At 40.9% G+C, this 22,087-nt stretch carries 22 protein-coding genes; 20 read left to right on the forward strand and 2 right to left on the reverse strand.

Translation table 11 applies throughout. The annotated features are described in order from the left end of the window. Positions 1-10: 10 nt before the first annotated feature. Both C1H71_RS21725 and C1H71_RS19970 read right to left on the reverse strand, forming a co-directional pair. Entirely contained in the window at positions 11-145 is a 135-nt protein-coding gene (locus C1H71_RS21725) for a hypothetical protein (protein ID WP_262488483.1), read from the reverse strand. 1,024 nt (positions 146-1,169) lie between these two features. Then, positions 1,170-1,433: a hypothetical protein gene (locus tag C1H71_RS19970; RefSeq protein ID WP_130108359.1), complete on the reverse strand. Its 264-nt coding sequence runs from the start codon at positions 1,431-1,433 to the stop codon at positions 1,170-1,172. A 1,472-nt stretch (positions 1,434-2,905) separates the two neighbouring features. Here C1H71_RS19970 and C1H71_RS19975 point away from each other — a divergent pair. The 20 genes from C1H71_RS19975 (at position 2,906) to C1H71_RS20070 (ending at position 21,990) form a co-directional block, all read left to right on the forward strand. Continuing rightward, on the forward strand, positions 2,906-3,265 hold the full coding sequence (locus C1H71_RS19975) for a hypothetical protein (RefSeq protein ID WP_130108360.1): 360 nt from the start codon (positions 2,906-2,908) through the stop codon (positions 3,263-3,265). Between the two features lie 62 nt (positions 3,266-3,327). Then, on the forward strand, positions 3,328-3,975 hold the full coding sequence (locus C1H71_RS19980; RefSeq protein ID WP_130108361.1) for a hypothetical protein: 648 nt from the start codon (positions 3,328-3,330) through the stop codon (positions 3,973-3,975). Positions 3,976-4,002: 27 nt separating this feature from the next. Next, complete coding sequence (locus C1H71_RS19985; protein WP_262488484.1) at positions 4,003-4,716, forward strand: lytic transglycosylase domain-containing protein; 714 nt, start codon at positions 4,003-4,005, stop codon at positions 4,714-4,716. A 199-nt stretch (positions 4,717-4,915) separates the two neighbouring features. After that, entirely contained in the window at positions 4,916-5,101 is a 186-nt protein-coding gene (locus tag C1H71_RS19990) for a hypothetical protein (protein WP_130108362.1), read from the forward strand. A gap of 37 nt (positions 5,102-5,138) precedes the next feature. Beyond that, positions 5,139-7,115: a type I DNA topoisomerase gene (gene topA / locus C1H71_RS19995; protein WP_130108363.1), complete on the forward strand. Its 1,977-nt coding sequence runs from the start codon at positions 5,139-5,141 to the stop codon at positions 7,113-7,115. Between the two features lie 251 nt (positions 7,116-7,366). Further along, positions 7,367-7,678, forward strand: coding sequence for a TrbC/VirB2 family protein (locus tag C1H71_RS20000; RefSeq protein WP_130108364.1), 312 nt, complete (start codon positions 7,367-7,369; stop codon positions 7,676-7,678). A 3-nt stretch (positions 7,679-7,681) separates the two neighbouring features. Further along, entirely contained in the window at positions 7,682-7,987 is a 306-nt protein-coding gene (locus C1H71_RS20005) for a type IV secretion system protein VirB3 (RefSeq protein ID WP_130108365.1), read from the forward strand. Positions 7,988-8,050: 63 nt separating this feature from the next. Next, positions 8,051-10,513 carry a VirB4 family type IV secretion/conjugal transfer ATPase gene (locus tag C1H71_RS20010; RefSeq protein WP_130108366.1) on the forward strand — a complete coding sequence of 821 codons (2,463 nt, stop codon included), beginning with the start codon at positions 8,051-8,053 and terminating at the stop codon, positions 10,511-10,513. 52 nt (positions 10,514-10,565) lie between these two features. Beyond that, on the forward strand, positions 10,566-11,276 hold the full coding sequence (gene virB5, locus C1H71_RS20015) for a P-type DNA transfer protein VirB5 (RefSeq protein ID WP_130108315.1): 711 nt from the start codon (positions 10,566-10,568) through the stop codon (positions 11,274-11,276). Between the two features lie 9 nt (positions 11,277-11,285). Then, positions 11,286-12,497: a type IV secretion system protein gene (locus C1H71_RS20020; protein ID WP_130108316.1), complete on the forward strand. Its 1,212-nt coding sequence runs from the start codon at positions 11,286-11,288 to the stop codon at positions 12,495-12,497. A 108-nt stretch (positions 12,498-12,605) separates the two neighbouring features. Next, positions 12,606-13,397, forward strand: coding sequence for a virB8 family protein (locus C1H71_RS20025; protein ID WP_130108317.1), 792 nt, complete (start codon positions 12,606-12,608; stop codon positions 13,395-13,397). Further along, a complete protein-coding gene (gene virB9 / locus C1H71_RS20030) occupies positions 13,397-14,233 on the forward strand; it encodes a P-type conjugative transfer protein VirB9 (protein WP_130108318.1) in 837 nt (278 codons plus the stop codon). Before C1H71_RS20025 ends, virB9 begins: the two co-directional genes overlap by 1 nt. 5 nt (positions 14,234-14,238) lie before the next feature. After that, positions 14,239-15,516 (forward strand): type IV secretion system protein VirB10, encoded by a 1,278-nt coding sequence (gene virB10 / locus C1H71_RS20035; RefSeq protein WP_130108319.1) that lies wholly within the window; start codon positions 14,239-14,241, stop codon positions 15,514-15,516. Next, entirely contained in the window at positions 15,506-16,666 is a 1,161-nt protein-coding gene (locus C1H71_RS20040) for an ATPase, T2SS/T4P/T4SS family (RefSeq protein ID WP_130108320.1), read from the forward strand. The genes virB10 and C1H71_RS20040 overlap by 11 nt, the downstream gene beginning before the upstream one ends. Positions 16,667-16,681: 15 nt before the next feature. Beyond that, positions 16,682-18,982 carry a type IV secretory system conjugative DNA transfer family protein gene (locus C1H71_RS20045; protein WP_262488485.1) on the forward strand — a complete coding sequence of 767 codons (2,301 nt, stop codon included), beginning with the start codon at positions 16,682-16,684 and terminating at the stop codon, positions 18,980-18,982. An 89-nt stretch (positions 18,983-19,071) separates the two neighbouring features. Next, positions 19,072-19,779 carry a KfrB domain-containing protein gene (locus C1H71_RS20050; RefSeq protein ID WP_130108367.1) on the forward strand — a complete coding sequence of 236 codons (708 nt, stop codon included), beginning with the start codon at positions 19,072-19,074 and terminating at the stop codon, positions 19,777-19,779. After that, positions 19,736-19,939: a hypothetical protein gene (locus tag C1H71_RS20055; protein ID WP_130108368.1), complete on the forward strand. Its 204-nt coding sequence runs from the start codon at positions 19,736-19,738 to the stop codon at positions 19,937-19,939. The genes C1H71_RS20050 and C1H71_RS20055 overlap by 44 nt, the downstream gene beginning before the upstream one ends. 57 nt (positions 19,940-19,996) lie before the next feature. Continuing rightward, positions 19,997-21,220 carry an LPD7 domain-containing protein gene (locus C1H71_RS20060; protein WP_130108369.1) on the forward strand — a complete coding sequence of 408 codons (1,224 nt, stop codon included), beginning with the start codon at positions 19,997-19,999 and terminating at the stop codon, positions 21,218-21,220. Between the two features lie 56 nt (positions 21,221-21,276). Continuing rightward, entirely contained in the window at positions 21,277-21,576 is a 300-nt protein-coding gene (locus tag C1H71_RS20065; protein ID WP_130108370.1) for a hypothetical protein, read from the forward strand. A gap of 114 nt (positions 21,577-21,690) precedes the next feature. Beyond that, the gene (locus tag C1H71_RS20070; protein ID WP_130108371.1) at positions 21,691-21,990 is read left to right on the forward strand and encodes a hypothetical protein; all 300 of its coding nucleotides are present in this window, start codon (positions 21,691-21,693) and stop codon (positions 21,988-21,990) included. The last annotated feature ends 97 nt before the right edge of the window (positions 21,991-22,087 follow it).

Genomic DNA, 22,087 nt, shown 5'->3' on the forward strand with positions numbered 1-22,087 from the left:
CCCCTATCAATTAGAAATAACGAACAACAACAGCAAGAGCCAAAACACAAAAAGACATTACGCCTTTATCTGAATTTAAGAATTCAAAGATCATCATTTTGCTCGGTTCGGTAGTAGAGCGGGAAGTAGAATTTTGATTTTGCATGGTTTGGCATCCTTTTTTGTAGAGGGTTTGTTATCACTTCACTTCGGACTGGCGTTTCGCGGTTAGCCCGTTTTGAAGCTGGCCGGATAAGCCGGATTGACAAGGACAAGATCAAAGCCGCATGCGCAAGGCGAAGCCGCGAACGGGTGTAGAGCTTGAGCGAAGCGGTACTTGTTAATCAGGCGCGGCCAGCGATAAATCTAGGGCTGCGAAACACCAGCGAATGAAGTAGAACCCGACGAAAAAGGGGGTTTGCCAAGCCTTGCAAGACCAAAACAAGAGGGCATAGCCCCCAGGCTATGCGGGAAATTGAGCGGGGGAAGCCTGCGCCCCTGCGAACGGGGAAACCTTGCGGTAGGGGCGGGTAGCCCCTTTGAGCTGGCGCTTTTTAGGCCGCTTTAACAGGGTGTAGGCGTGGCCTTGCCATGCTGATAGGTGGGTGGTTATTTTGGGTGTTAGGGGTGGTTTACAGTCAAAGGCTAGGGGTCGCGCCTTGCGCGTAGCGCCACCGCCAAGGGCGGCTTGGAATTTCCAAGAAATGACAATATTCAGTCAGACCAAAAGCCTAAATAAAAACAGATCAAACGCCTTCATATTGTCAGACCATCGGTCTTTTATTAATCAGCTAGGCCGATTCTTTTTTATCGTTTGGTCTGCTTGTTTTATATCCGCTAGTCTGTTTTTAAATTGTCGTATGGTCTGATTTATTTTTATCTGTCGTTCTGTTTTTGTGCTGCAAGTCTGGCTTTGCATTGAAAGCGAACGGAGTTCGCAAGAGAGAGTGCCGTTAGTGGCCTCCGGCCAGCAAGACAAGCTGGCTTGGCTTGACCCATCGGGCAAGGTGCGTGTTGCCGCTAGGCAACCTCTCCAAAATCCGAAAAGACAATAATTTTCATAAACTTATGGCAAATAAAAAACCCGCACACGCGGGTTTAATTTATCGTCTGTCTGTTCGATCTGGTATCGGCTCTCTTTGCCTTCTTTCTCGCTCTTGATGTTCGTCTTGCGATTTCATTATTTCCCCCTAATTAAATTGATTTTCTTTATTTGCTGCAATCAATTCATTGAATATTAAATCTGCATTGTTTCTAAATCTATTTTTATTCATCTTTCTGGCTTGGTCTATCAATAGTAATAATTCTGATTTGTCAGAATTAAGTTTAATTTCAGGTGAAACACCAAAATTAAATTTGGTGCTTTCATCTGGCGCGTAAGCGCCCCAAGCCGTTTGCAAAGTAAGATACTTTGCTGATTTAGTTTTTGCAATAAACGTAAAAGCGCACATCATGTTTAAATGCTTTGATAATGGCAAGAAGTAGAACCCGACGAAAAAGGGGTTTGCCAAGCCTTGCAAGACCAAAACAAGAGGGCATAGCCCCCAGGCTATGCGGGAAATTGAGCGGGGGAAGCTTTGCGGTAGGGGCGGGTAGCCCCACTTAAGCTAAGGTTAATCAAGATGTAGTAAAATGTCTTAAACTCTTAAAACCTGAAACAATAGCTTTAAACTATTAGAAAATGTAGATAGATATACTAATGCGCAAGGCGCAAGCACTCAGTAAGAAAGCAAACCCTTCGCCTTATCCTAAAAACATTGGTTTTAAATGGTCAATTACCTATTAAGTATCAGCATGGCAAGGCCATGCCTTCGCGCTGGTGAATGTGCGGTGTTAATAGGATAAGAAGATAACAATAGTTGGCAGTTATACGCACGCGGTTACGGTTTTGTAACCTTTTGAATTAATTACTTATAAATAGCTTCTTGGTATGTGTAGATCGGGTATTTTAGTATGCGTAGATCGGATTTTAGAGTATGTGTAGATCGGTCTTTGGTATGTGTAGATCGGTAGCTGGTATGTGTAGATCGGTAGATTTTTAAGATTACTTGGTATGTGTAAATCGGTAGTTCAGCTTACTTATTCAAGGGTTTTCCCTATTGATTTACTTTGCCTGATGATCTTTTTGTAAGGCGTTGGTATTATTTCCTGTGGTCTTTCCTCTTTGGCCTTACTTGATCTGTTTTTTCTCTGTTTTGCTTAGTTTTTCGGGGTTTTTTCAGGTTAAAAGATAACAATAGTTTTAAAGTTAAACGCATGCGCGGTTACGGTTTTATAGCTATATGATTTTATTACATTTTTATGCTGTCTCGGTATGTGTAGATCGGGTTTCATGGTATGTGTAAATCGGGTCTTTTGGTATGTGTAGATCGGGTTTTGGTATGTGCAGATCGGGTTTCATGTACTTGTTGTGTGGTTTTTTCTGTGAAGTTACCCACAATTTCTAACTGATTGAGTCAGAAAAACAACTGAAATATGCTTAGTTTTGTAATAATTCGCGCCCTTGCCTCTTCTAAGTGCCTGCTTATCGGCCTCTGGTATGTGTAGATCGGGTCTTGGTATGTGTAGATCGGGGTTTCGGTATGTGTAGATCGGGTTTCGATCTTTTGCGCAGTAAGAATTAACGCCTAAATCTGTGGATAAGTTGCTTTTGAGCATTAAGCGGCAGGATGACGCAAGGGCGAGTGCCGTTAGTGGCCTCCGGCCAGCAAGACAAGCTGGCTTGGCTTGGCTTGGCTTGACCCATAGGGCAAGGTAGGTTTCGCGTAGCGAACGCCCCACAATAAATTATTACCTATTTCCAAAATGCCATATTTTGGTCATAATCCAACACCATTTTTAATCATCGCTGATCTAAACTTATAAGCAACTTGTGGCAAGGAATCTAAAATAACAAGCGCAAACGCGGCAATACAGGGCAAAAAAGATGCTAACTAAATGGCAAGATAAAAAAACAATAACTGATGTTCAATTGGCGAAAGTCTCTAAAGCGGGGGGAGTCCTTGAATTAAGAATTACTCAACTTGAAAATACTGAATTTGTCGTGGACGCAATAATTTCTTGGACTAGGCATCCTTTGGCTTTGTGTACTCGTAGAAATCAAAATGAAGCCCGAACATTTGTCGATCTTGACCGAATGTTGAAGCATTTTCGCTCGATCACGCCTGAAATCAGAAAATACAAACTGAATATGCACCGCTTTTTTTTCACGCAAGAAGCATCGGAACTAAGTGAACTCCCAACAATACAACTTGTATTTACCCCGCAACAAACGCAACCAAAATAGTATAATTTGGTAGCAAACCTGATACACTAGCGGTTACTTCTTACCTGAGAGAGTAACCGTAAATGAAGAAACTAGCCGCAATCCTTACAACAGCCTCACTTCTCGCAGTTCCTTTTGCTCATGCAGACGACTGGGGTTGTGAGGTTCTTTTATGTCTAAGCAATCCCAACGGCGCAACTGCCGTTTCTGAATGTGTACCCCCAATTAAAAAGCTTTGGAAAGAATTAGCAAAAGGTCATGCGTTCCCAACGTGCGTAATGGGCGGTGCTGGTAATAGTGCCGAACTGTCAAACGCAGAATATCCGCTTTGTGATGAAGGTTTTGAGGTGCTTCAAAATGGCGCTTATGCGACTACGAAGCAATTATTTGCACAAAACCGCTTACCAAATGGAAATGTTAGCAATAACATTCCTGTTTATATGGGAAGTGAATTAAAAGGTGTTTATTCTGGCGGTCAAAATGGGCGAAAAGAATATCCATCAATGATTTGCGTTAAAAAGCCAGTGTCTGCAACATTTGTTCAAAATTTTTCAATTGTAAAGAATCCAAATTGCGCTAATCAATGCGGTAACAATTCAACATTCATTAATCGAACTGTAATGGTTGTTGATGATGTTGTTGTTAAATCGGCGTATCAAGGTGGTTTTACAGTTGATGTAACAATTGAAGGTAAATTGTTCAAACGTGTAAATAGCAATAGCGAAGATTAAAATGGATTTCATGGCCTTGGCGCAACAGTGCGCCCCGATGTTCACCCCCAAACAATGGCGGCTGTTGTTAAGGTCGAATCACAATATAACCCTTACGCTATTGGCGTAGTTAAAGGCCGTTTAGAGCGCCAGCCTAAGAATTTAGTTGAAGCGGTAGCTACAGCTAAAGAATTAGAGCGTTTGGGTTATAATTTTTCACTTGGTATTAGCCAAGTGAACCGCTATAACCTGGCATCGCTTGGTTTGTCTTATGAAACCGCTTTTGATGCTTGTCACAATATGAAGGGCGGCGGTCGAATTTTGACCGATTGCTATACATCTGCTTCAAAGAAACTCACGCCTAAAGGTGTATCTCAAGACGATATATTAAAGGCCGCATTTAGTTGCTATTACTCCGGTAATTTCACAACCGGATTAAAGCCCGATTTTAAAGGTCAGCCAGCGTATGCTGATAAAGTCGTTGCTGCGGCCATTTCTGTGACCCCTACGGCAATTAAAGTGCCGCAAGTGATACCTGTAGCACTCACAGTTAAAGCAAGCCCAAGCTCTGTACCTAATTCAATCCCTGTTTCTGGTCGCCCTAAATCAACGGCAAATCAAACTGCGCAAAACAATGCGCCTATCGTTCTTGAATCGGCATCGCCTGTTATGTTGCAAGCGGTACAACCGCAAAGCCAAAGTCAAGATGATGCAATATTGCATAAGAATTTGCCTGAACAAAAACGAAAATTGGTATTTTGAAAATGAATAGAGTAATCAATAAAGTTGATTATCTTCTTTCCAGACATGAATTTAAAGTCGTTATGAATTGCCCTCATTGTTTAACCCGTTTGGTTTGTAAAAATCTAAATCCAAAAGGATTGCAAGGTAACTGCGGTAAATGTGGTAATTCATTTTCAGTATCGGAAACGGTTTCTTTTAATATTGCATAGGTGAATTTATGAGCAATTCAGATTCAACGGTATCTGTATTTAAAGCTAAGGCTTCGGCTTTGGTTATTGAATGTCCGGCATGCAATGCGGAACAAGAAAACTGGATTAAAGACCCAAGAGGTGATGAACATGAATGTGATGCTTGCGGCAAAACATACCGTGTTTCAATCGCTGCTCAGATTGAAATTATTTAATTTCTTGGAATTTCCAAGCTCCTAAAGAAAAAGAATCATGCCGAATCTAATGATCGTAGAAAGCCCGACAAAGGCAAAAAAAATTGGTGCAATGCTTGGTGATGGTTGGGTAGTTCGCGCAAGTCGCGGCCATATTCGTGACTTACCGCAAAGCGGTATGGGGATTGATCTAACTAATTTCAAGCCGACTTATCAGGTGTATTCCGATAAAAAAGATATTGTGGCGCGTCTTAAATCTGATGTTGAAAACGCTGATGTGGTTTATCTGGCGACAGACCCCGATAGAGAAGGGGAAGCGATTTCATGGCATTTGCAACAAGTATTAAAACTTAAAGATAACTATCACCGCATTACATTTGATGCAATTGCAGAAGATACAATTAAAAAGGCGATTGCATCGCCTAGAAAAATTGATCTTGCAATGTTTGCCGCACAAGAGGCAAGACGATTGGCTGATAGGCTAATCGGCTATGAAGTATCGCCTTTAATTCAATCCTTATCCGGTGTGCAAAATGCGTCTGCTGGCCGTGTTCAATCGCCTGCGGTACGCCTTGTTTTAGATCGTGAAAAGGCAATTAGAGCATTTAAAGCGACTAGCCATTATTCGGCAGAAGCTGAGTTTGCCCCAAAGTGGACTGCTGAATTAATTGTTGCAGATCACATTGCCGATTCATCGCCATACTTGCTTGACCGCCGCGTTGCAGAGCAAGCGGCATCGGCAAAACAGTTTAAAGTTGTTTCCGTTTCAAGGGGAAAAGAAGCGCGTAGAGCGCCGCCGCCCCCGTTTTCAACCAGTACGCTTTATCAGGCCGCATCGGTTACGCTCGGTTTCACATCAAACGATAGTGCTGCTTTGGCGCAAAAATTATTTGAACTTGGCGCGATTACCTATCACCGGACTGATAGCGTAAATTTTGAGCCTGAACAGGCCGAATTGATTAGGGATTTTGCGGTTTCTAAGGGTTTAGCTGTGCCTGCAAAGCCTCGCCGTTTCAAGTCTAAAGACTCAGCGCAAGAAGCCCATGAAGCGATTAGACCGTATTCAATCAGCGTAATGTCTGCTGGTGAAGATGAAGATCAAAAGAAGCTGTATCAAATGATCTGGCTTCGTGCCTTAGCTTCGCAGTGCGAAGATGCGGTTTATAGCCTTACCGAAGTTGTCCTTGAAGCTCAAGGTTTGAATTCGACTTATAGATTTAAGGCCAATGGTCGTAAATTAATTAGTCCTGGTTGGCGAAAAGTAACGCCTAATGATTTTGATGATGATAATGAAAATGCAGAAGCAAAGGGCGATACTCCTGAAATACCAGAATTGAAAGAAGGCATGATTTTACCTGCAATTAAAACTCGCGTTATGGATAAAAAGACAAGCGCCCCTTCGCGCTATACAGAAGCATCATTAATTAAAGCTCTTGAATCTGCGGGTATCGGTCGGCCTTCTACATATCCGGCGATTTTAAAAGGGTGTTTTGATCGCGGGTATATCGAAGTTAAAAAGAAACTGTTTTATCCTACTCCAGTAGCAGAATTGTTAATGGGGTTTATGATCGGGCGGTTTACATTTGTTGAATTGCTATATACGGCCAAACTCGAAGAAGCTCTTGATGCAATTGCAACTGGCAAATTGCAGCAAAACGTAGTTTTAACAGGACTTTATAATCGTTTACGCCAAGAAATTGAGCATGTAAAAGCGACTGAAACGGCGGTAATTGCTCACCCATGCCCTGCATGTGGCGCGGCCTTGCGCCGTATGAAGGGTGAACATGGTCATTTTTGGGGTTGTAGCCGTTTTCAAGAAGGTTGCAAGGTTTCAATGAATGACGAAAAGGGCAAGCCTGTACCCAAACAGCCAAAGGCTCAAGCTCCGGCCTCTCAAAAGTACGCATGCCCGAAGTGTGCTAAACCCTTGCGACTGATTGACAGCGCCAAGGGCAAGTTTTGGGGTTGTACCGGATATTCCGAAGGCTGCAAATCATCCTATCAAGATAAAGGTGGTAAGCCAGTTTTTAAATAGAATCCCTGAAGTGCGACGACTTGATAGGCCAGCATTACGCTGGCCTTTTTTTATTTGTAATTGGATAAAAAAAAGCAAGCGAAAATCTCAATAAATACATGAAAAATATGCGTTTGTGCGGATATGCGACAAATGAAAAGTTATGTATCAAGCTCGTTGCACATTACGACCAAAATGGTATAATTTGGCAACGGTCAGGGGAAAGCTTACCGTTTTACGTTGCACTTACTAACTACAGGATATTTTCATAAATGCGTAAATTTTTCAAAGCTGCAAAAACTAAAGTTCAAAACGTATCAGCAAAAGTTGCGGCAATGCTGGCTGTAGCTGGTGTTTCCGTACAAGTTCAAGCTGCTGGTGGTTTGGAAAAAGTAAACACGTTTTTGGATAACATTTTAGGCGTGTTAAATGGCGCGTCTATCGCCGTTGTAACGATTGCTATTATTTGGGCGGGTTATAAATTCCTGTTCAAAAATGCAGAAAAAGAAGAAATTATCAAAATCGTTTCTGCTGGCTTATTGATCGGTGGCGCTGGTCAATTGGCTGTATTCCTGTTGGGTTAATTAATGATTCGACAAGACCCGATCTTTAAAGGGGCGACTCGCCCCGCTATGGTTTTCGGTGTGCCGCTAGTGCCGTTCTTTATTGTAGTTTGTGGGCTGGTTCTTTTCTCTGTTTGGTTTTCGTTTTTCTTTATGATTCTTGCGCCAATTGCAGTTTTTGCAATGCGTCTAATTACAGAAAAAGACGATCAATCATTTAGAATTATCGGTGTTAGTTTATTGCTTGGTGTGCGGCAAAAGCATAAAACTTATTGGGATGGTATGCACTCTTACTCTGCTATCAGCAATAAGCGAATCGAGAAGCGTTAATCAAAGCTAGGGCGGTGCGTTTAGTGCCGCCCTTGATTTTTTAATAACGAGGTAAAAAACAAGATGAACATGCCTATTGAAAAGCACGTTGCTGCTGCAATGGAAGGTGAAACGCTAGACGATTACATTCCGTTTTCGTCGCATTACAATCACAACACAATTAAAACTAAAGACGAATGTTTTATTCGTCTATATCGTTTAGATGGTATCGCGCATGAATCTGCTGATGCTGTCGATATTCAATCACGGATTGAATCGCTACATACATTTTATAAGTCAATTGGTGCGCCTACTGTCGCCTTGTGGCAATACCAGTTGCGCACAAAGCGCCATGATAAATTGGATGGTGAATTTAAAACTAATTTCACCCGCGACCTTTGCCAAAAATACAATGATAAGATTGGCGAAGAAGAATTGTTTGTAAATGAATTGTATATTGCAATTGTTTACAAGCCTTATCGTGATACTGCATCAAAAATGCGCCTTAAATCATTAAAAGGTAATCGTGAATTATTGATTTCTGAGTTTGAGCAACACATTCAAGCATTAGATGAAATTGGTAACAAATGCCTCCAGTCATTTAAACGCTATGGTATTGAAGAATTAACAACCTATACGCTTGATGAATTTGGCGATAAAGTCGTATTTTCAGAAGGTCTTGAATTCTTCCATTTTCTGCTTACTTTCCAATGGCAACGTGTGCGAGTGCCTAAAAAGCCACTTTATGAGTATTTGAATAATGCTCATGTTCTGGCCGGAACTGAAACAATCCGTGTGAGTACGCCGCGACAAACTCGATATGCGCAAGCTTTAGATTTTAAAGAATATCCGTCAATGTCTGAGGCGGGTATTTTGAACATTACAATGTATTTAGCTGCTGAATACATCATGTGCCATTCGTTTACGTTTATGTCGCGTAGTGGCGGTGTTGAATTTCTCGAAAAAACACAGCGTCAAATGCAAAACTCAGAAGATGGGGCGCAATCGCAAATTGAGCAATTGAACGAAGCTATTGATGATTGTGCATCCGGTGAAATCCTGATGGGCGAATATTATTTTAGTATGCTTGTTCTGGCCGATACACCTGAGATTTGCACAATCAACCGCAATGAGATTGCAGCGGCCATTGAAGAATTAGGTTTTGTTGTTGCGAAAGTAGATCGCGCAACAATTGCCCCATACCTGGCGCAACTCCCGACAAATTGGAAATATCGCTTACGCAATTGTGTCTTAACAAGCCGCAATTTCGCTGGCCTTATGTCTTTCCATAACTTTGCAAGCGGCAAGCGCGATAAAAACCCTTGGGGTCAGGCTGTTTTATTGACTGAAAGTGCATCAAAAAATGCGGTTTATATTAATTTTCACTCAACAAAAGTTGATGAAGATTCAGAAGATAAAAAGCCTCTGGCTCACACAATGTTAAACGGTGCATCTGGTACGGGTAAAACCGTTCTTTTGAGTACCCTTTATTGCAATTCGCAAAAATATGAACTGAATTCGCCGGATGGTTTCTCTACTGTGGTCTTTGATAAAGATCGCGGTATGGAATTGGTTTGTCGTGCGAATGATGCCGAATATTTCCGCTTCCTTGCTGGTGAACCAACAGGTATTAATCCGTTTCAAGGTCTTGAGCCTACGCCTGCAAATCTTGAGTACCTGAATCGTTTTGTGGCTGGCCTTGTCACTGATGAAGCTAATCCGGTGCTTTTCCCATTGGAAGAACAGCAAATTGATGAAGCTGTGCGGTCTGTTATGGATATGCCTAAACATCTGCGCCGTTTAACTACGCTTTCACAAAATATTACTGAGGGTGGTAGCAAAGAAGATAAACAGCGTTCGCTAGTTCGCCGCCTTGAAAAGTGGCTTTATGGTAATCGTTTTGGTTTTGTTTTCGACAATCCAAAAGATACATTGGATTTTAATATTTCATCAAATATTGCATTTGATGGTACTGAGTTTGTTAATAATAAAAATTATGGCGGTTTGCTTGCCGAACATTTGATTTATCGAATGGAATCAATTATTGATGGTCGCCGTTTCCAGTGCTATATGGATGAATTTTGGCAATTCCTGCAACACCCGCAATTGCAATATTGGGTATTTGACAAATTAAAAACAATTCGTAAGCGCAATGGTGTAATGATTTTTGCAACACAATCGCCAGAAGATTATCTTGATTCTGAAATTGCACCTGCATTGATTCAACAATGCGCAACGCAAATTCTATTGCCGAATCCTCGCGCAAATCGTGACCAGTACGTTAATGGCCTGAAACTAACGTCTGCTGAATATGATCTTGTTTCTCATTTTGGCGAAGATTCACGCCAATTTCTGTATAAACAACAACATTTATCTACTGTTTGCCGTATGAATTACGGGCGTGAATTTGATCGTGAATTATCAATTTTATCTGGCTCGGCTGATTTATTGCCACTAATGGATGAAGCTATTTCTGAACGTGGTAAAAAATCTGATTTGTGGTTGCCTCGTTTTTATGAGTTGCGCAAGCAACATTTTGGCCGCTGATTAGCGGTGTTCAATCTTGGAATTTCCAAGAGTTCATTACCGGAGTAATTAAATGAAAAAATCGCTTATCTCTTTGGTTCTTGTTGCTGCTTTTGCTACTCAACATGCTAATGCAACAGGTATTCCCGTTGTGGACGTTGCTAACCTTGCGCAAACTGTCCAGCAAGTAATTACCGCAGCAGACCAATTAGCACAAATGAAATCGCAGTTAGATCAAATGAAACAGCAATACGATGCTATTTCAGGTATGCGCGGCCTTGGTGATATTTTTAATGACCCTGCTTTGCGTGACGCATTACCTTCTGATTGGCGACAAGTTTATGATGGGGTTAAAAATGGTAAGTATCAGGGTATTTCTGGTACTGCAAAAGCAATTAAAGATGCAAACCGAATTTTCGGTTGTGACCAACAAGGCTTAACAGGCAATCGTTTAGCATTGTGCCAAGAACAAGAAGCGCGTAACGCCCAAAATCGTGACTTAGCGAATCAGGCTTATGATGCGGCATCAAAACGAATTGACCAAATTACGCAACTTGGTAAACAAATCAATACCACATCAGACCCTAAAGCAATTGCCGAATTGCAAGCGCGTATCACTAATGAAATGAACGCGATTCAAAACGAGCAAACCAAGCTGCAATTAATGAAACAAATTGCAGATATTGAAAAAGAAACGTATCGCCAACGTCAGCGTGAAGCGAAAATTCAAGATGGTCGTAAACAGGTTGTTGTTCAATCTGTTCAACCTCTAACAGTTCAATAAGGTTAAATCATGGCCTCTGGTGTCTTTGAATATCTTGGTGTGTCAATTAGTAATTTGACTTCCGCATGGGTAACTACGGCATCCAGCAATGCTGTATCTGCAATTACTCCTGTAGTAATTGCAGGTGCATCACTTTATATTTCTATTTTTGGCTACATGATTATTGCGGGTCGTGTTCAGAACTCTTTTCAAGAGTTTCTGGTTAAATGCGGAAAGTTAATAATTGTTGCTTCAATGGCTATTAATTTAGGAATATATCAGGGGAATATCATTCAAATGGCAACCGGACTTCAAGACGGTTTGCCGCAATTATTCGGTATTACCGCACCTGGCGATACTGTATATACCCTCCTTGATAAAGCGTATTTAGACGGTGTTAATGATGGTGTTCATAAAATGTTTATGAAAGCCGATGAAGCCGATTGGGATGATGTTGGGGGAACAATTGCATATTACATAATGGGTTTTACTATGGCGATTGCGCTGATGGTAGTAACTATTATTTCTGCTTCCTACATTATTATTTCTAAAGTCGCTCTTAGTATTATTTTAGGGGTTGGGCCGATATTTCTTGCTGGTTACGCTTTTCCTCCGACTCAAAAGTTTGGCGATCAGTGGGTAAGTGCTGTAATGAATTATGTTGTAACTGCATTTGTCGCTGCTGCTGTAGCTTCGTTGTGCATGACCATATTTGTTAAATACGCGGGTCAAATCACGTTTGATGCTGATGCAACAATGATTCAAATTTTTTATAACATTCTTTCCATTCTTATCGTTTCTGTTGTTCTTGGCCTATTGGCGCTACAAGCGCCAAGTATTGCATCATCATTAGCGGGTGGCCTTGGCTTATCTTCGTTTAATCCTATTTCAATGGCATCTAATGCCGTAAATAGTGTTATGCGTGGCGGTTCAAAAGTATCAAATGCGGTTCAGCGCGGTGCGGCCAATTCAACAAGGGCAGTTAATTACGCTAAAAATCCTGCATATCGCCAAGCGGTTAATTCAAGAGCCGCTAGAAGTCTCGGTTTTTATAATCGTGGCAAATCGGCTGGTGACGGAAAAGTAAAACGCAATGATTCAGGCTCTAATGCAAATAAAGCGCAACCAAGCCAAAGTCAAACAGCCAGTGCATACCGTCCAGCAGCAGCAAAAAATACTGCGGCAATGAATTACCGTCCTCCATCAAGATCAGCCGCAAGTGGTGAAAAAAAGGCTGCTTAATCCGGTTGCACTAATCAGACAAAGAATTGAAATATAGACATTCATTAAACCCAAGATTACCAAAATAGTGTAAATTGGTAATGTTAAAACTCTCAAAGAGGGAAAAGCATGTTTAGTAAAAAACGAGTCAGAGAACAAGAAAAAACAACTCAAAAACAAACTGCAAAAGATAAAGACGCTTTCAGTGATGCGCAAGGATGGGAAGTTAGCATTATTGGTGAAGCTGAAAAATCAAAAATCTTTGCCCAACGAATGGCGGCAAGTTTTGGTGTAATTGCAGCCTTATCTGTTACCGCTCTTTGTTTGCTTACTCCTTTAAAAGAGGTTGTTCCTTACGTTATTCGCGTAGATAGCTCTACGGGTATTCCTGATATTGTCACAACAATTAAAAACAAATCCGTTCCTCAAGATGAAGTAATGGATAAGTATTTTTTGGCTAAATATATTCAACATCGCTATTCCTATGATTGGAATACGATTCAGCTTGATTATGATACAACTTTGCTTTTAAGCGCCCAACAGCCTGCGGCTGAGTATTTAAAAGAATTTGAAGGTGAAAATGCGCGTGATAAACGCTATGGCAAGCGTCAGCGCGTCTTAACAAACATTATTTCTGTAGTACCAGACCCAAGCAAAGGAATTGCCACAATTCGTTTTACTGAAACGGTGCAATCTATTGATTCAACGGATAAGAAAGGCGAAACAAAGCAATGGATTGCTACTGTTAGCTATGAGTATTCGGGCGCTAATGGTATGAGTGAAAAAGATCGTTTAATTAATCCATTCGGTTTCCATGTGTTATCTATGCGCCGTGACCCTGAATTGGTACAAATCGCGCCTGCTCCGGTTGTTCCTGCGCCTGCTCCAGCAGCAGAAGCACAACAAGAGGTTGCTCAATAATGAAAAATGGAATTAAAAATATCGTTATTGCAATGTTAATTGCGGGGGTCATAACCCCTGCAATTCATGCTGCCGAAGTGCCTGTACCTTCAATGCGTGATGCGCGTACAAAACTAGTTCAATACAACGCTGATGAAGTCTATACGGTAAATACATATCCTGGCATCGCCACACGCATTATTTTGGGTGAAGGCGAAACGGTTACTGATATTGCAACTGGTTTTTCTACTGCATGGGAAATTGCAGATCGCGGCAATGTGATTTATGTGAAGCCTAAGCAAGAAAAGGCCGATACAAACATGCTTGTAGTGACAAATAAGCGTGAATATCAATTTGACTTGATTATGCCAAATAATCCAAGCAAAACCGCGACGGTATTTCTAAACAATAGAAATATTGCTTATACAATTCGATTCTCATATCCCGAAGATGTAAAAGTATTATCAGAAGAAGCATTGAAGCAAGCAACGCTAAAAGAAAAATTAGCTGCTCAACCAATTCCCAAGAATTGGAAGTATTCAATGATGGTTGCTGAAAATTCATCAGATATTAAACCATCAGAAGCTTTTGATGATGGTCGATTTACATATATCAAATTCGCCGCTGGTCGCTCATGGCCTGCAATTTTCCAAGTGCAAGACGACAAAACAGAAAAAATTGTTAATAGCAACTCCGAAGGCGAATACATGGTAATTCACAAAATTGGCCGTGAATTCGTTTTACGTCAGGGTAAACAAGTCGTTGGTCTTTATAACGATGCTTATAACCCTGATGGTGTGCCAACAGCAACGGGCGTTACTGTTGATGGTGTTGAACGTAAAGTTATCGCGGAATAAAAAAAATGGAAAATACAGCTATCAAAAACATGGAAGGCGAAGCAGAAATTCCATCGCTCAACAAAAAGAAAAATCAAGGTGAATCAAACCGTAAATTTATGGGCGTTATTTTCGCAGTGGTCGTTTTAGTTATTGGTATTATTGTCACTGTAAAACTTGTGCGCGATTACAAAGCTAAAAAGCACAATGAAGAAGAACAGGCCGCGCTTGCGGCCAAAAAACCCCAAGCGGTTTCCAATATTGGAAAGCGGGATTTTCTTAAACAGCCTCCAAAAGAAGCTCCAGTTGCACCGCCCAAATTACCTGAGTCGTCCGGCCTTGCCGGAACACCTGCTGTACCTGCGACTTCTGCCAGCGCCCCCCCTGTAGTTGCTGCGGGTGCGCCTGTAGTGCCTGCCGTTGGTAATGCTGCTGGCGGTGGCTCTCAACCGATTATGGTAAATGGTTATCCTGCGCACTCTGGCGGTTCAACTGCTGCCGCCTCTGGTGGTCAGGTCGATGCTAACGGCAAGCCTTTACCAGACCCTAACCTTGTTCGTGCATCTGCAAAATTCTCTGCGCCACTTATGGCTGGAGAAAAGAAAACGCAAGCTGCTGCTAATGCGCCACAAGTACGCGGTGAGGGTGATTTAGCACAACCTGCCGATTCATCTAACACCCTTGCAAAACAATTGCAAAGCACTGTGATGCCATATCGCACTGCTGGCAATCTTCCAAATCGCAGTTTTTTACTTACTAAAGGCTCATTCATTAATTGCAATTTGCAAACAAAGCTAGATTCAACCGTTGATGGTATGACAGCTTGCAAAGTGAGCGAAAATATTTATTCAACAAACGGCAAGGTATTACTGATTGAACGTGGTTCATCCGTAACTGGTGAATACCGTAGTTCATTAAAACGCGGCTCTGCGCGTATGTTTGTTTTGTGGAATCGAATTGAAACTAAGAATGGCGTGATTATCAATTTGGATTCTCCGGCTACTGGCGATTTAGGCCAAGGCGGTATTGATGGTTATGTAGATACAAAGTTTTGGGATAGATTCGGCGCGGCCATGTTGTTGTCATTGTTTGAAGATGGTTTTGCAGCTTTAGCGCAAAAAACATCAAGCAACACAATTACCCTTGAAAATACCCAAGATGGGGCTAAATCAATGGCCGAAGAAGCTTTGAAAGCAAATATTAATATTCCACCTGTCCTAATTAAAAACCAAGGCGAAACTGTAGGTATTTATGTTGCGCGTGATTTGGACTTTTCAGGGGTTTATAAATTAAATGTCAAATAATCAAGATGCGGAACATATTGAAAAGGGCGCGTCAGTCGATCACTGGATGCTGCCTTTAAAAGACTTTATGGCAGACCCTAGCATTACTGAGATTTGCGTAAACCGTCCACAAGAGGTTTACGTTGAATCAAACGGTAAATGGATTCAACACACTGTTACGGCTTTATCATTTAAGCATTGCAGATCGTTGGCTACTGCGGTAGCCCGATATGCAAATAATGATATTAATGAACTTGTGCCGATTCTATCCGCAAAAATGCCCCACGGTGAGCGTATTCAGGTTGTTATGCCTCCGGCCTGCGAAGATGGGACAATCTCTATTACGATTCGCAAGCCAAGCTTTACATTAAAATCACTTGATGAATACGAAGGGGCGGGATATTTCAAGCATGTTCCTGAATTGTCCGGTTTTAAATTTCCTGTAGAAGAAACCGCGCCTGAAATTACCGTTGAAACGCATTTGCCTGATTCAGAGCATTTGCGAGACTTGCCGCCGCCTTTGCCGAAAAGTGCTATTCCTTCACATTGGAATAATTACGATCAAGAATTAATGGTATTAGCTCAAAAAGGCGAATGGCGTAAATTCCTTGAATTGGCTGTGAAGTATGAAAAAGTAATTGTAATTGCTGGTGGTACTGGTTCTGGTAAAACCACATTTATGAAATCATTAATGCAAGTGATACCAGAGCAACAACGCTTAATTTCGATTGAAGATGTGCCGGAATTGTTTATGCCTAATCATCCTAATCATGTTCATCTTTATTATCCTTCTTCTTCTGGCAAGAATGAATCAACTGTAACCGCTCAAGGTCTTTTGAAATCATGCCTGCGTATGAAACCAGATCGTATTTTATTGGCTGAATTACGCGGCGATGAAACTTTTGATTTTATCAACGTGGCCTTATCCGGCCATAGTGGAAGTATTACAAGCTGCCATGCGGGTAATTCTGCGGGTACTTTTGAACGCCTTGCAATGATGTGCATGCAGCATCAATCAGTTGCGGGATTGCCTTATTCTGTAGTTAAAAACCTGCTTTATATGGCCGTTGATATTGTTGTATGTGTTGATAATGATAAATATCGCGGCAAGGGTCGCCACATTACAGAAATTTGGTTTAATCCTGAAATGAAAAACGGCTCTGCTCATTAATTAAGGAGACATGCAATGCAAAATCAGCCGCCAATTTGGGCTAAAGCAATATTTGTTATTATTGTTTTAATTTTACTAACGCTAGGTGCGGTTTATTTGTCTGGTGTTATCTTTATGCTCATGCTTAAAATGAGTCCTAAAGATGCCAACTTAGAAACCATTTACCAGTATTGGTATTATTATCGTGACCATGCAATATACGGTAAAAAAATTAAAATAGCATTAATTGGCGGCTTTGCTGTTTGCTATGGTGTGCCTTTAATGGCGTGGCTTGGTTCTTCCAAGAAGCAACGCTCTTTACATGGTGAAGCGCGTTTTGCCACTGACTTAGAAATTAAAAAATCTGGCTTATTGGGCGAAGATGGGGTTGTTGTTGGCAAGTACAAAGATCAATACTTAATGTTCCCTGGTCAGCAATTCGTTTTGCTGGCCGCGCCGACTCGATCAGGTAAAGGTGTTGGTATTGTAATACCGAATTGCTTAACCTATTCGCAAAGTCTAGTTGTAATGGATATTAAGCAGGAAAATTACAAATTAACATCCGGTTTCCGCGCTAAGTACGGCCATGAAGTTCATTTATTCAATCCATTTGCAGAAGATGCGCGTACCAGCCGCTTTAATCCACTTGAATATATTTCAACAAATCCGCATTTTACAGTGGGTGATATTTTAAGTATTGGTTATGCCTTATATCCTCAAGATGCTAAAGACGCTTTTTGGAACGATCAAGCCCGTAATCTCTTTTTGGGGCTTACTCTTTATTTGGTTGAAACACCATCATTACCAAGAACGCTTGGCGAAGTCCTCCGGCAATCAAGCGGGAAGGGCAAGCCGATTAAAGAATACATTACAGAAATTATTAATACGCGCATTGAATCCGGCAATCCATTATCGAACAATTGCTTAGATGCGCTAAACCGATTTATTAGCAATTCAGACAATACCCTTGCTTCTATCTTGGCAAGCTTTAATGCGCCTTTGGTCAATTTTGCAAACCCTATTGTTGATGCTGCCACTAGCGCAAATGATTTTGATTTGCGTGAATTGCGCCGTAAAAAGATTACAATTTATATTGGCATCACGCCTGATAAATTGGCTGAGTCAGCCTTATTGATTAATCTTTTATTCTCGCAACTGGTGAATCTAAATACAAAAACATTGCCAGAACAAGACCCAAGCCTTAAATACCAATGTCTTTTACTCATGGATGAATTTACATCAATTGGTAAAGTTGGAATTATCGCAAAATCTGTTAGCTATATGGCGGGTTACAATTTACGCCTTATGCCTATTATTCAATCCCTATCACAGCTTGAATCAGTTTATGGCAAGGAAGATGCAAAAACATTTGTAACCAATCATGCAATGCAAATCATTTATTCGCCACGCGAAAATAATGATGCAAAAGAATATTCTGAAATGCTTGGTTATGACACTGTAAAATCAAAGTCTGTTGGCCGTTCTCGCGGTACAAGCTCTAATAGCTCTAATAGTGGCTCGTCTGAAAATGTATCAGATCAAAGACGCGCATTAATGTTGCCGCAAGAATTAAAAGAGCTTGGCTTTGAACGTGAAATTATCATTCTTGAAAATGTGAAGCCGATTATTTGCGGCAAAATCATATATCACAAAGATGATAACTTTACAGTTCGTTTACTGCCAGCAGCAGAGCCTAAAACTCTTGATGTTGATACACATATTGCCAAGGTAGAAAAACGAATTCGTATCGCAACCGTAGAAGATTTATCTGCTATTGAAAGCGCCGCAATTCTTGGTGTCGATATTTCTGCATTGAAAATGCAGAATGAAGAAAACCCAAGCGAAGAAGATGTTGCACAATACGTTGATGATTTTTTTGCTCAAATGACCGAATCGGCTGAAATGGCGGGTGCTGATGTTGAAGATTATATTTCCGCGCCTCTCGATGAATCAGAAATTGTATATGATGAAGATCACGAACATATTGATTTTGATGAAGCTGATTCAACTGAGAATCAAGCTGCATCATTTGATGAAACCCAAGCCGCATTTGCTGCAATCACTCAGTTTGAATCATCGCCAGCAATCAATTCATTGATCGCTGATGCAATTCTTGTTGATACCGATACGGGTGAAATATTCAATCACGATACAAAAAATGATTCTGCCGAAAATGAAGTTCTTGGAATTTCCAAGAATTCCGTAAATAACTATGCCGTTGCTGATGATGAAGTAAATAGCGCAATTAATGGTTTATTTGGTGGAATGGGATTGGATAGCAATACAACATATAGTATTGATGGAATTGACGAAAAACATTCAACAGTAGATAATTAAACATAAATAGCATTATGATTTACCTTTGAATTATTCAAAGGACAAGGGCGAGAAATCGCATTTTATGACGTAGTAAAAGAGGCTATTAAATGACACAAGAAAGAACCATCCCAGCTAATGGCAATGCGCCTAAATCTGTAGAACCTGGCAAGGTAAATTTTTCAAAAGAAGAAATACCGCCAGAAATTAAAGCGTTTATCAATTCATCGCAATCATCATTGCAAGCAAATGCCAATATCGTACCAAGCCGACAAAATGCCGGATATAAAGGCGATATTGTTTTGGCTACTGATAAATATCTTGTTCAAGCTGTTGGCAAAGAAAATAAAACTGCTGTTGTTCATAAGCGTGAAGATGTTGAATTTGTTTCACAGAATCATAAATTCCGCGCCGAAAATGGTAAACGCCTCGATGGTTTGAGCGTTCAAATTCATTACCCTGCTGATACTAGCAAGGCCAAGGCTTATCCGTACTCTGCTGATAAGTCGCCCCAAGAAAAGCAAGAATCATCGCCAGCAAAGCAACCAGAAGCAAAAGTTGATGCTTATCTTGTCCGTTCAGATAAAACAGAAGCTTGGACTAATGGTGTTGAACAGGCTGTAAAAGAATTTCGTTCGCTCAAGCCCACTGATACCCCGTTTATTTCGCAAAACAATAAAATTGTTTTGTCAAAAGACCCTGAATCTGGCGGTGCTTTGCTTGTTTCAGATAAAAAGCTTGAAGCTGAATTGAATAAGCAAAGTGATAAGGCCATTGCAGAACAAACAGAAAAAAGCTGTTCAGTATGCAAAAGGTAATATCTCAAATGCAAATAGCCGCAATACATTTATTAAAAATGTTGAAGCTATGGCTGTATCGCAAGAATCAAGCTATCGAACTACTGCATATCAGCCAACAAAAGAAGTTGCTAATACCCCAAAACAAGAACCTGCTAAAAATAACGAATTAGAGCGTTAATAGCGAAAGGGTAGGGCGCAAAGCCTTACCCAATTTACATTACTAAGGATTGTTACGATGAATACGGAAAATGTAGAAACTCCGGTAGCTCCAAAGAAAAGTAAAGCTATTGAAGCTGAATTCAGGGTTAAAGATGAAGCAAATGATTTGGTGTATCTGAAAAAGTCATTACCTGATGCAATTGAAGTGGCTGATAAGATAGGCGTAACTCATTTTCAAAGTTACAGCCCAACATCGCGCAAAATTGCTGATTATGAAAAATCAGAAATTGGCTGGTCACGCAATGGCAAATCATTTGATATGCCTGTGGCCGAAAAAACAGAAGCTAGTGAACCAAAGCCCGAATCAAACAAAGATCAGACTAAAGCGCAAGGCGCTGAAATCATTACTCTTGACGATCGGACTCGCAACCTTCTTTCTCAGGCCAGAAAGCTAGATTCGTTTAAAGCGGGTGGTTCACCTTCCGAAGTGGTGCGTACTGATTTTGAAGCTGATTCATCCGATGGTTTAACGCCAGCAGCAAGGCGCATGCTGGCTGAGAATCGCGCTTTAGATGCTGTACGCGCTAAATTGGCTCTTGGTGATCGTGGTGACGCTGAACTGGCCTCAGAATCGAAAGAAAAGGGTGTTGATGTTCGATTGCTGCCCGAACAAGTCCACGCCAAAAAACACGTTGATGAAAAATTTTATGTAGTCGCGGGTAAATATCATCATCGCGCTACGCCTGACAAAGTGGCATTTGAGCATGACAAAAACGCACTAGGTAGCGAACGGCTCAAAACGCAAAATGCAACAATTGAAGTAGCTAAAGATATGGCCGCTGTTGCTAAGGCCGAAGGCTGGAAGTCATTAACGGTAACAGGCAATGAAGAATTTAAGCGCCAAGTTTGGCTTGATGCTCAATCATCCGGCATTGAAGTTAAGGGCTATCGCCCAACAGATTTAGATCGGCTTTTGCTTGAAGAAAAAATTAAGGCCAAAGAAAAAGACCCATTGAATAACAAGCAATACGGCGAAGTGCAGAAATTAGAATCTGCAAAGGAAAAAGTACCTGGTCAAGACCAACAACAAAACGCCTCTAATGTTGTTGATTTTAAGAAGAAAGATCAAAGCCATGAAGGTAATGTTGTTGATTACGGCCATGCGCCATATAAGTTTGAAAAAGATGAAAAACCATCATTTTATGTAACCCTTAAAACCACTGCGGGTACAAAAACCATTTGGGGAAAAGACCTTGAAAATGGGATTAAGAAAAGCAATGTGCAAAGGGCGACAATGTAACGCTTACAAAATTGGGTGATATGTCCGTAACCGTAACAGCTAAGGAAAAAGATGATATGGGTAAAAAAACTGGTCGTGAAGTGCCTGTAAATACGCACCGCAATGAATGGGAAGTAAAACAAAACACCAAGCGGGATAGTTTACTAAAAGGTGCTGAATTAATTGTAGCTGCAACAATTGCCAGCCCAATTGCGCAACAAGCCGCATTTAAAGCAATTGCCGAACGGTCACAACAACAAATTAATAATGGCAAAGGTTTACCCGATGTTGCTGTATATGATGCCAAAGCTAAATCTGTTGAACAGCCTTCGCAAATTCAGACTAAATCGAAAGATTCAGAACGGCAACGTGGCTAAGATCACACATTACTATGAGGAATCATTAAATGACTTGAAAAAAAGCAGACAATTGACGAAAAATAATTTGCTTTATGTGTGTAACCGGATACAATTAAGGCATGAAGGTTGGTAATGACTGATATTTCAAGAATGACTAAGAGCCGAAGAAACAACCAGAAAAAAGGTGGTTTACGGCTTGAGGCAAACATAAACCAGACTTCAGCTAATGCCTTTCAAATCATATTAGATTTGTTTAAAGGCCGTAAAAACAAAAAGCAAATTATTGAAATGTCCATCGCTCAATATGCGGTGAATCTAATAAGGAATCGCACCATGCTTGAAAAGTCTGATTATGTTTCGTTCCCGCCAAACGCTCTCATTGAAATTGATGATTTCTTTGGTATTTCCGTAAAGTTGTTGTTGTCGATTTAACTGGCGAATCTTATGTTGAATTGTCGGAAGATCCGCAAATTGCATGGCCTATTCATGCTTTAGCCAATCCTATTGCGATTGGCGACACAAACGAATG

The sequence above is a fragment of the Iodobacter fluviatilis genome, assembly GCF_004194535.1.
Taxonomy (GTDB): domain Bacteria; phylum Pseudomonadota; class Gammaproteobacteria; order Burkholderiales; family Chitinibacteraceae; genus Iodobacter; species Iodobacter fluviatilis_A.

Coding starts and splice junctions, on each gene's coding strand:
- C1H71_RS20020 (WP_130108316.1), top strand. CDS start 11,286: ATGGCCTCTGGTGTCTTTGAATATCTTGGTGTGTCAATTAGTAATTTG.
- C1H71_RS19970 (WP_130108359.1), bottom strand. CDS start 1,433: ATGATGTGCGCTTTTACGTTTATTGCAAAAACTAAATCAGCAAAGTAT.
- C1H71_RS20060 (WP_130108369.1), top strand. CDS start 19,997: ATGAATACGGAAAATGTAGAAACTCCGGTAGCTCCAAAGAAAAGTAAA.
- C1H71_RS19975 (WP_130108360.1), top strand. CDS start 2,906: ATGCTAACTAAATGGCAAGATAAAAAAACAATAACTGATGTTCAATTG.
- C1H71_RS20010 (WP_130108366.1), top strand. CDS start 8,051: ATGAACATGCCTATTGAAAAGCACGTTGCTGCTGCAATGGAAGGTGAA.
- C1H71_RS21725 (WP_262488483.1), bottom strand. CDS start 145: ATGCAAAATCAAAATTCTACTTCCCGCTCTACTACCGAACCGAGCAAA.
- C1H71_RS19980 (WP_130108361.1), top strand. CDS start 3,328: ATGAAGAAACTAGCCGCAATCCTTACAACAGCCTCACTTCTCGCAGTT.
- C1H71_RS20025 (WP_130108317.1), top strand. CDS start 12,606: ATGTTTAGTAAAAAACGAGTCAGAGAACAAGAAAAAACAACTCAAAAA.
- C1H71_RS19990 (WP_130108362.1), top strand. CDS start 4,916: ATGAGCAATTCAGATTCAACGGTATCTGTATTTAAAGCTAAGGCTTCG.
- C1H71_RS20040 (WP_130108320.1), top strand. CDS start 15,506: ATGTCAAATAATCAAGATGCGGAACATATTGAAAAGGGCGCGTCAGTC.
- topA (WP_130108363.1), top strand. CDS start 5,139: ATGCCGAATCTAATGATCGTAGAAAGCCCGACAAAGGCAAAAAAAATT.
- virB9 (WP_130108318.1), top strand. CDS start 13,397: ATGAAAAATGGAATTAAAAATATCGTTATTGCAATGTTAATTGCGGGG.
- C1H71_RS20045 (WP_262488485.1), top strand. CDS start 16,682: ATGCAAAATCAGCCGCCAATTTGGGCTAAAGCAATATTTGTTATTATT.
- C1H71_RS20000 (WP_130108364.1), top strand. CDS start 7,367: ATGCGTAAATTTTTCAAAGCTGCAAAAACTAAAGTTCAAAACGTATCA.
- virB5 (WP_130108315.1), top strand. CDS start 10,566: ATGAAAAAATCGCTTATCTCTTTGGTTCTTGTTGCTGCTTTTGCTACT.
- C1H71_RS20005 (WP_130108365.1), top strand. CDS start 7,682: ATGATTCGACAAGACCCGATCTTTAAAGGGGCGACTCGCCCCGCTATG.
- virB10 (WP_130108319.1), top strand. CDS start 14,239: ATGGAAAATACAGCTATCAAAAACATGGAAGGCGAAGCAGAAATTCCA.
- C1H71_RS20070 (WP_130108371.1), top strand. CDS start 21,691: ATGACTGATATTTCAAGAATGACTAAGAGCCGAAGAAACAACCAGAAA.
- C1H71_RS20050 (WP_130108367.1), top strand. CDS start 19,072: ATGACACAAGAAAGAACCATCCCAGCTAATGGCAATGCGCCTAAATCT.
- C1H71_RS20065 (WP_130108370.1), top strand. CDS start 21,277: ATGGGTAAAAAAACTGGTCGTGAAGTGCCTGTAAATACGCACCGCAAT.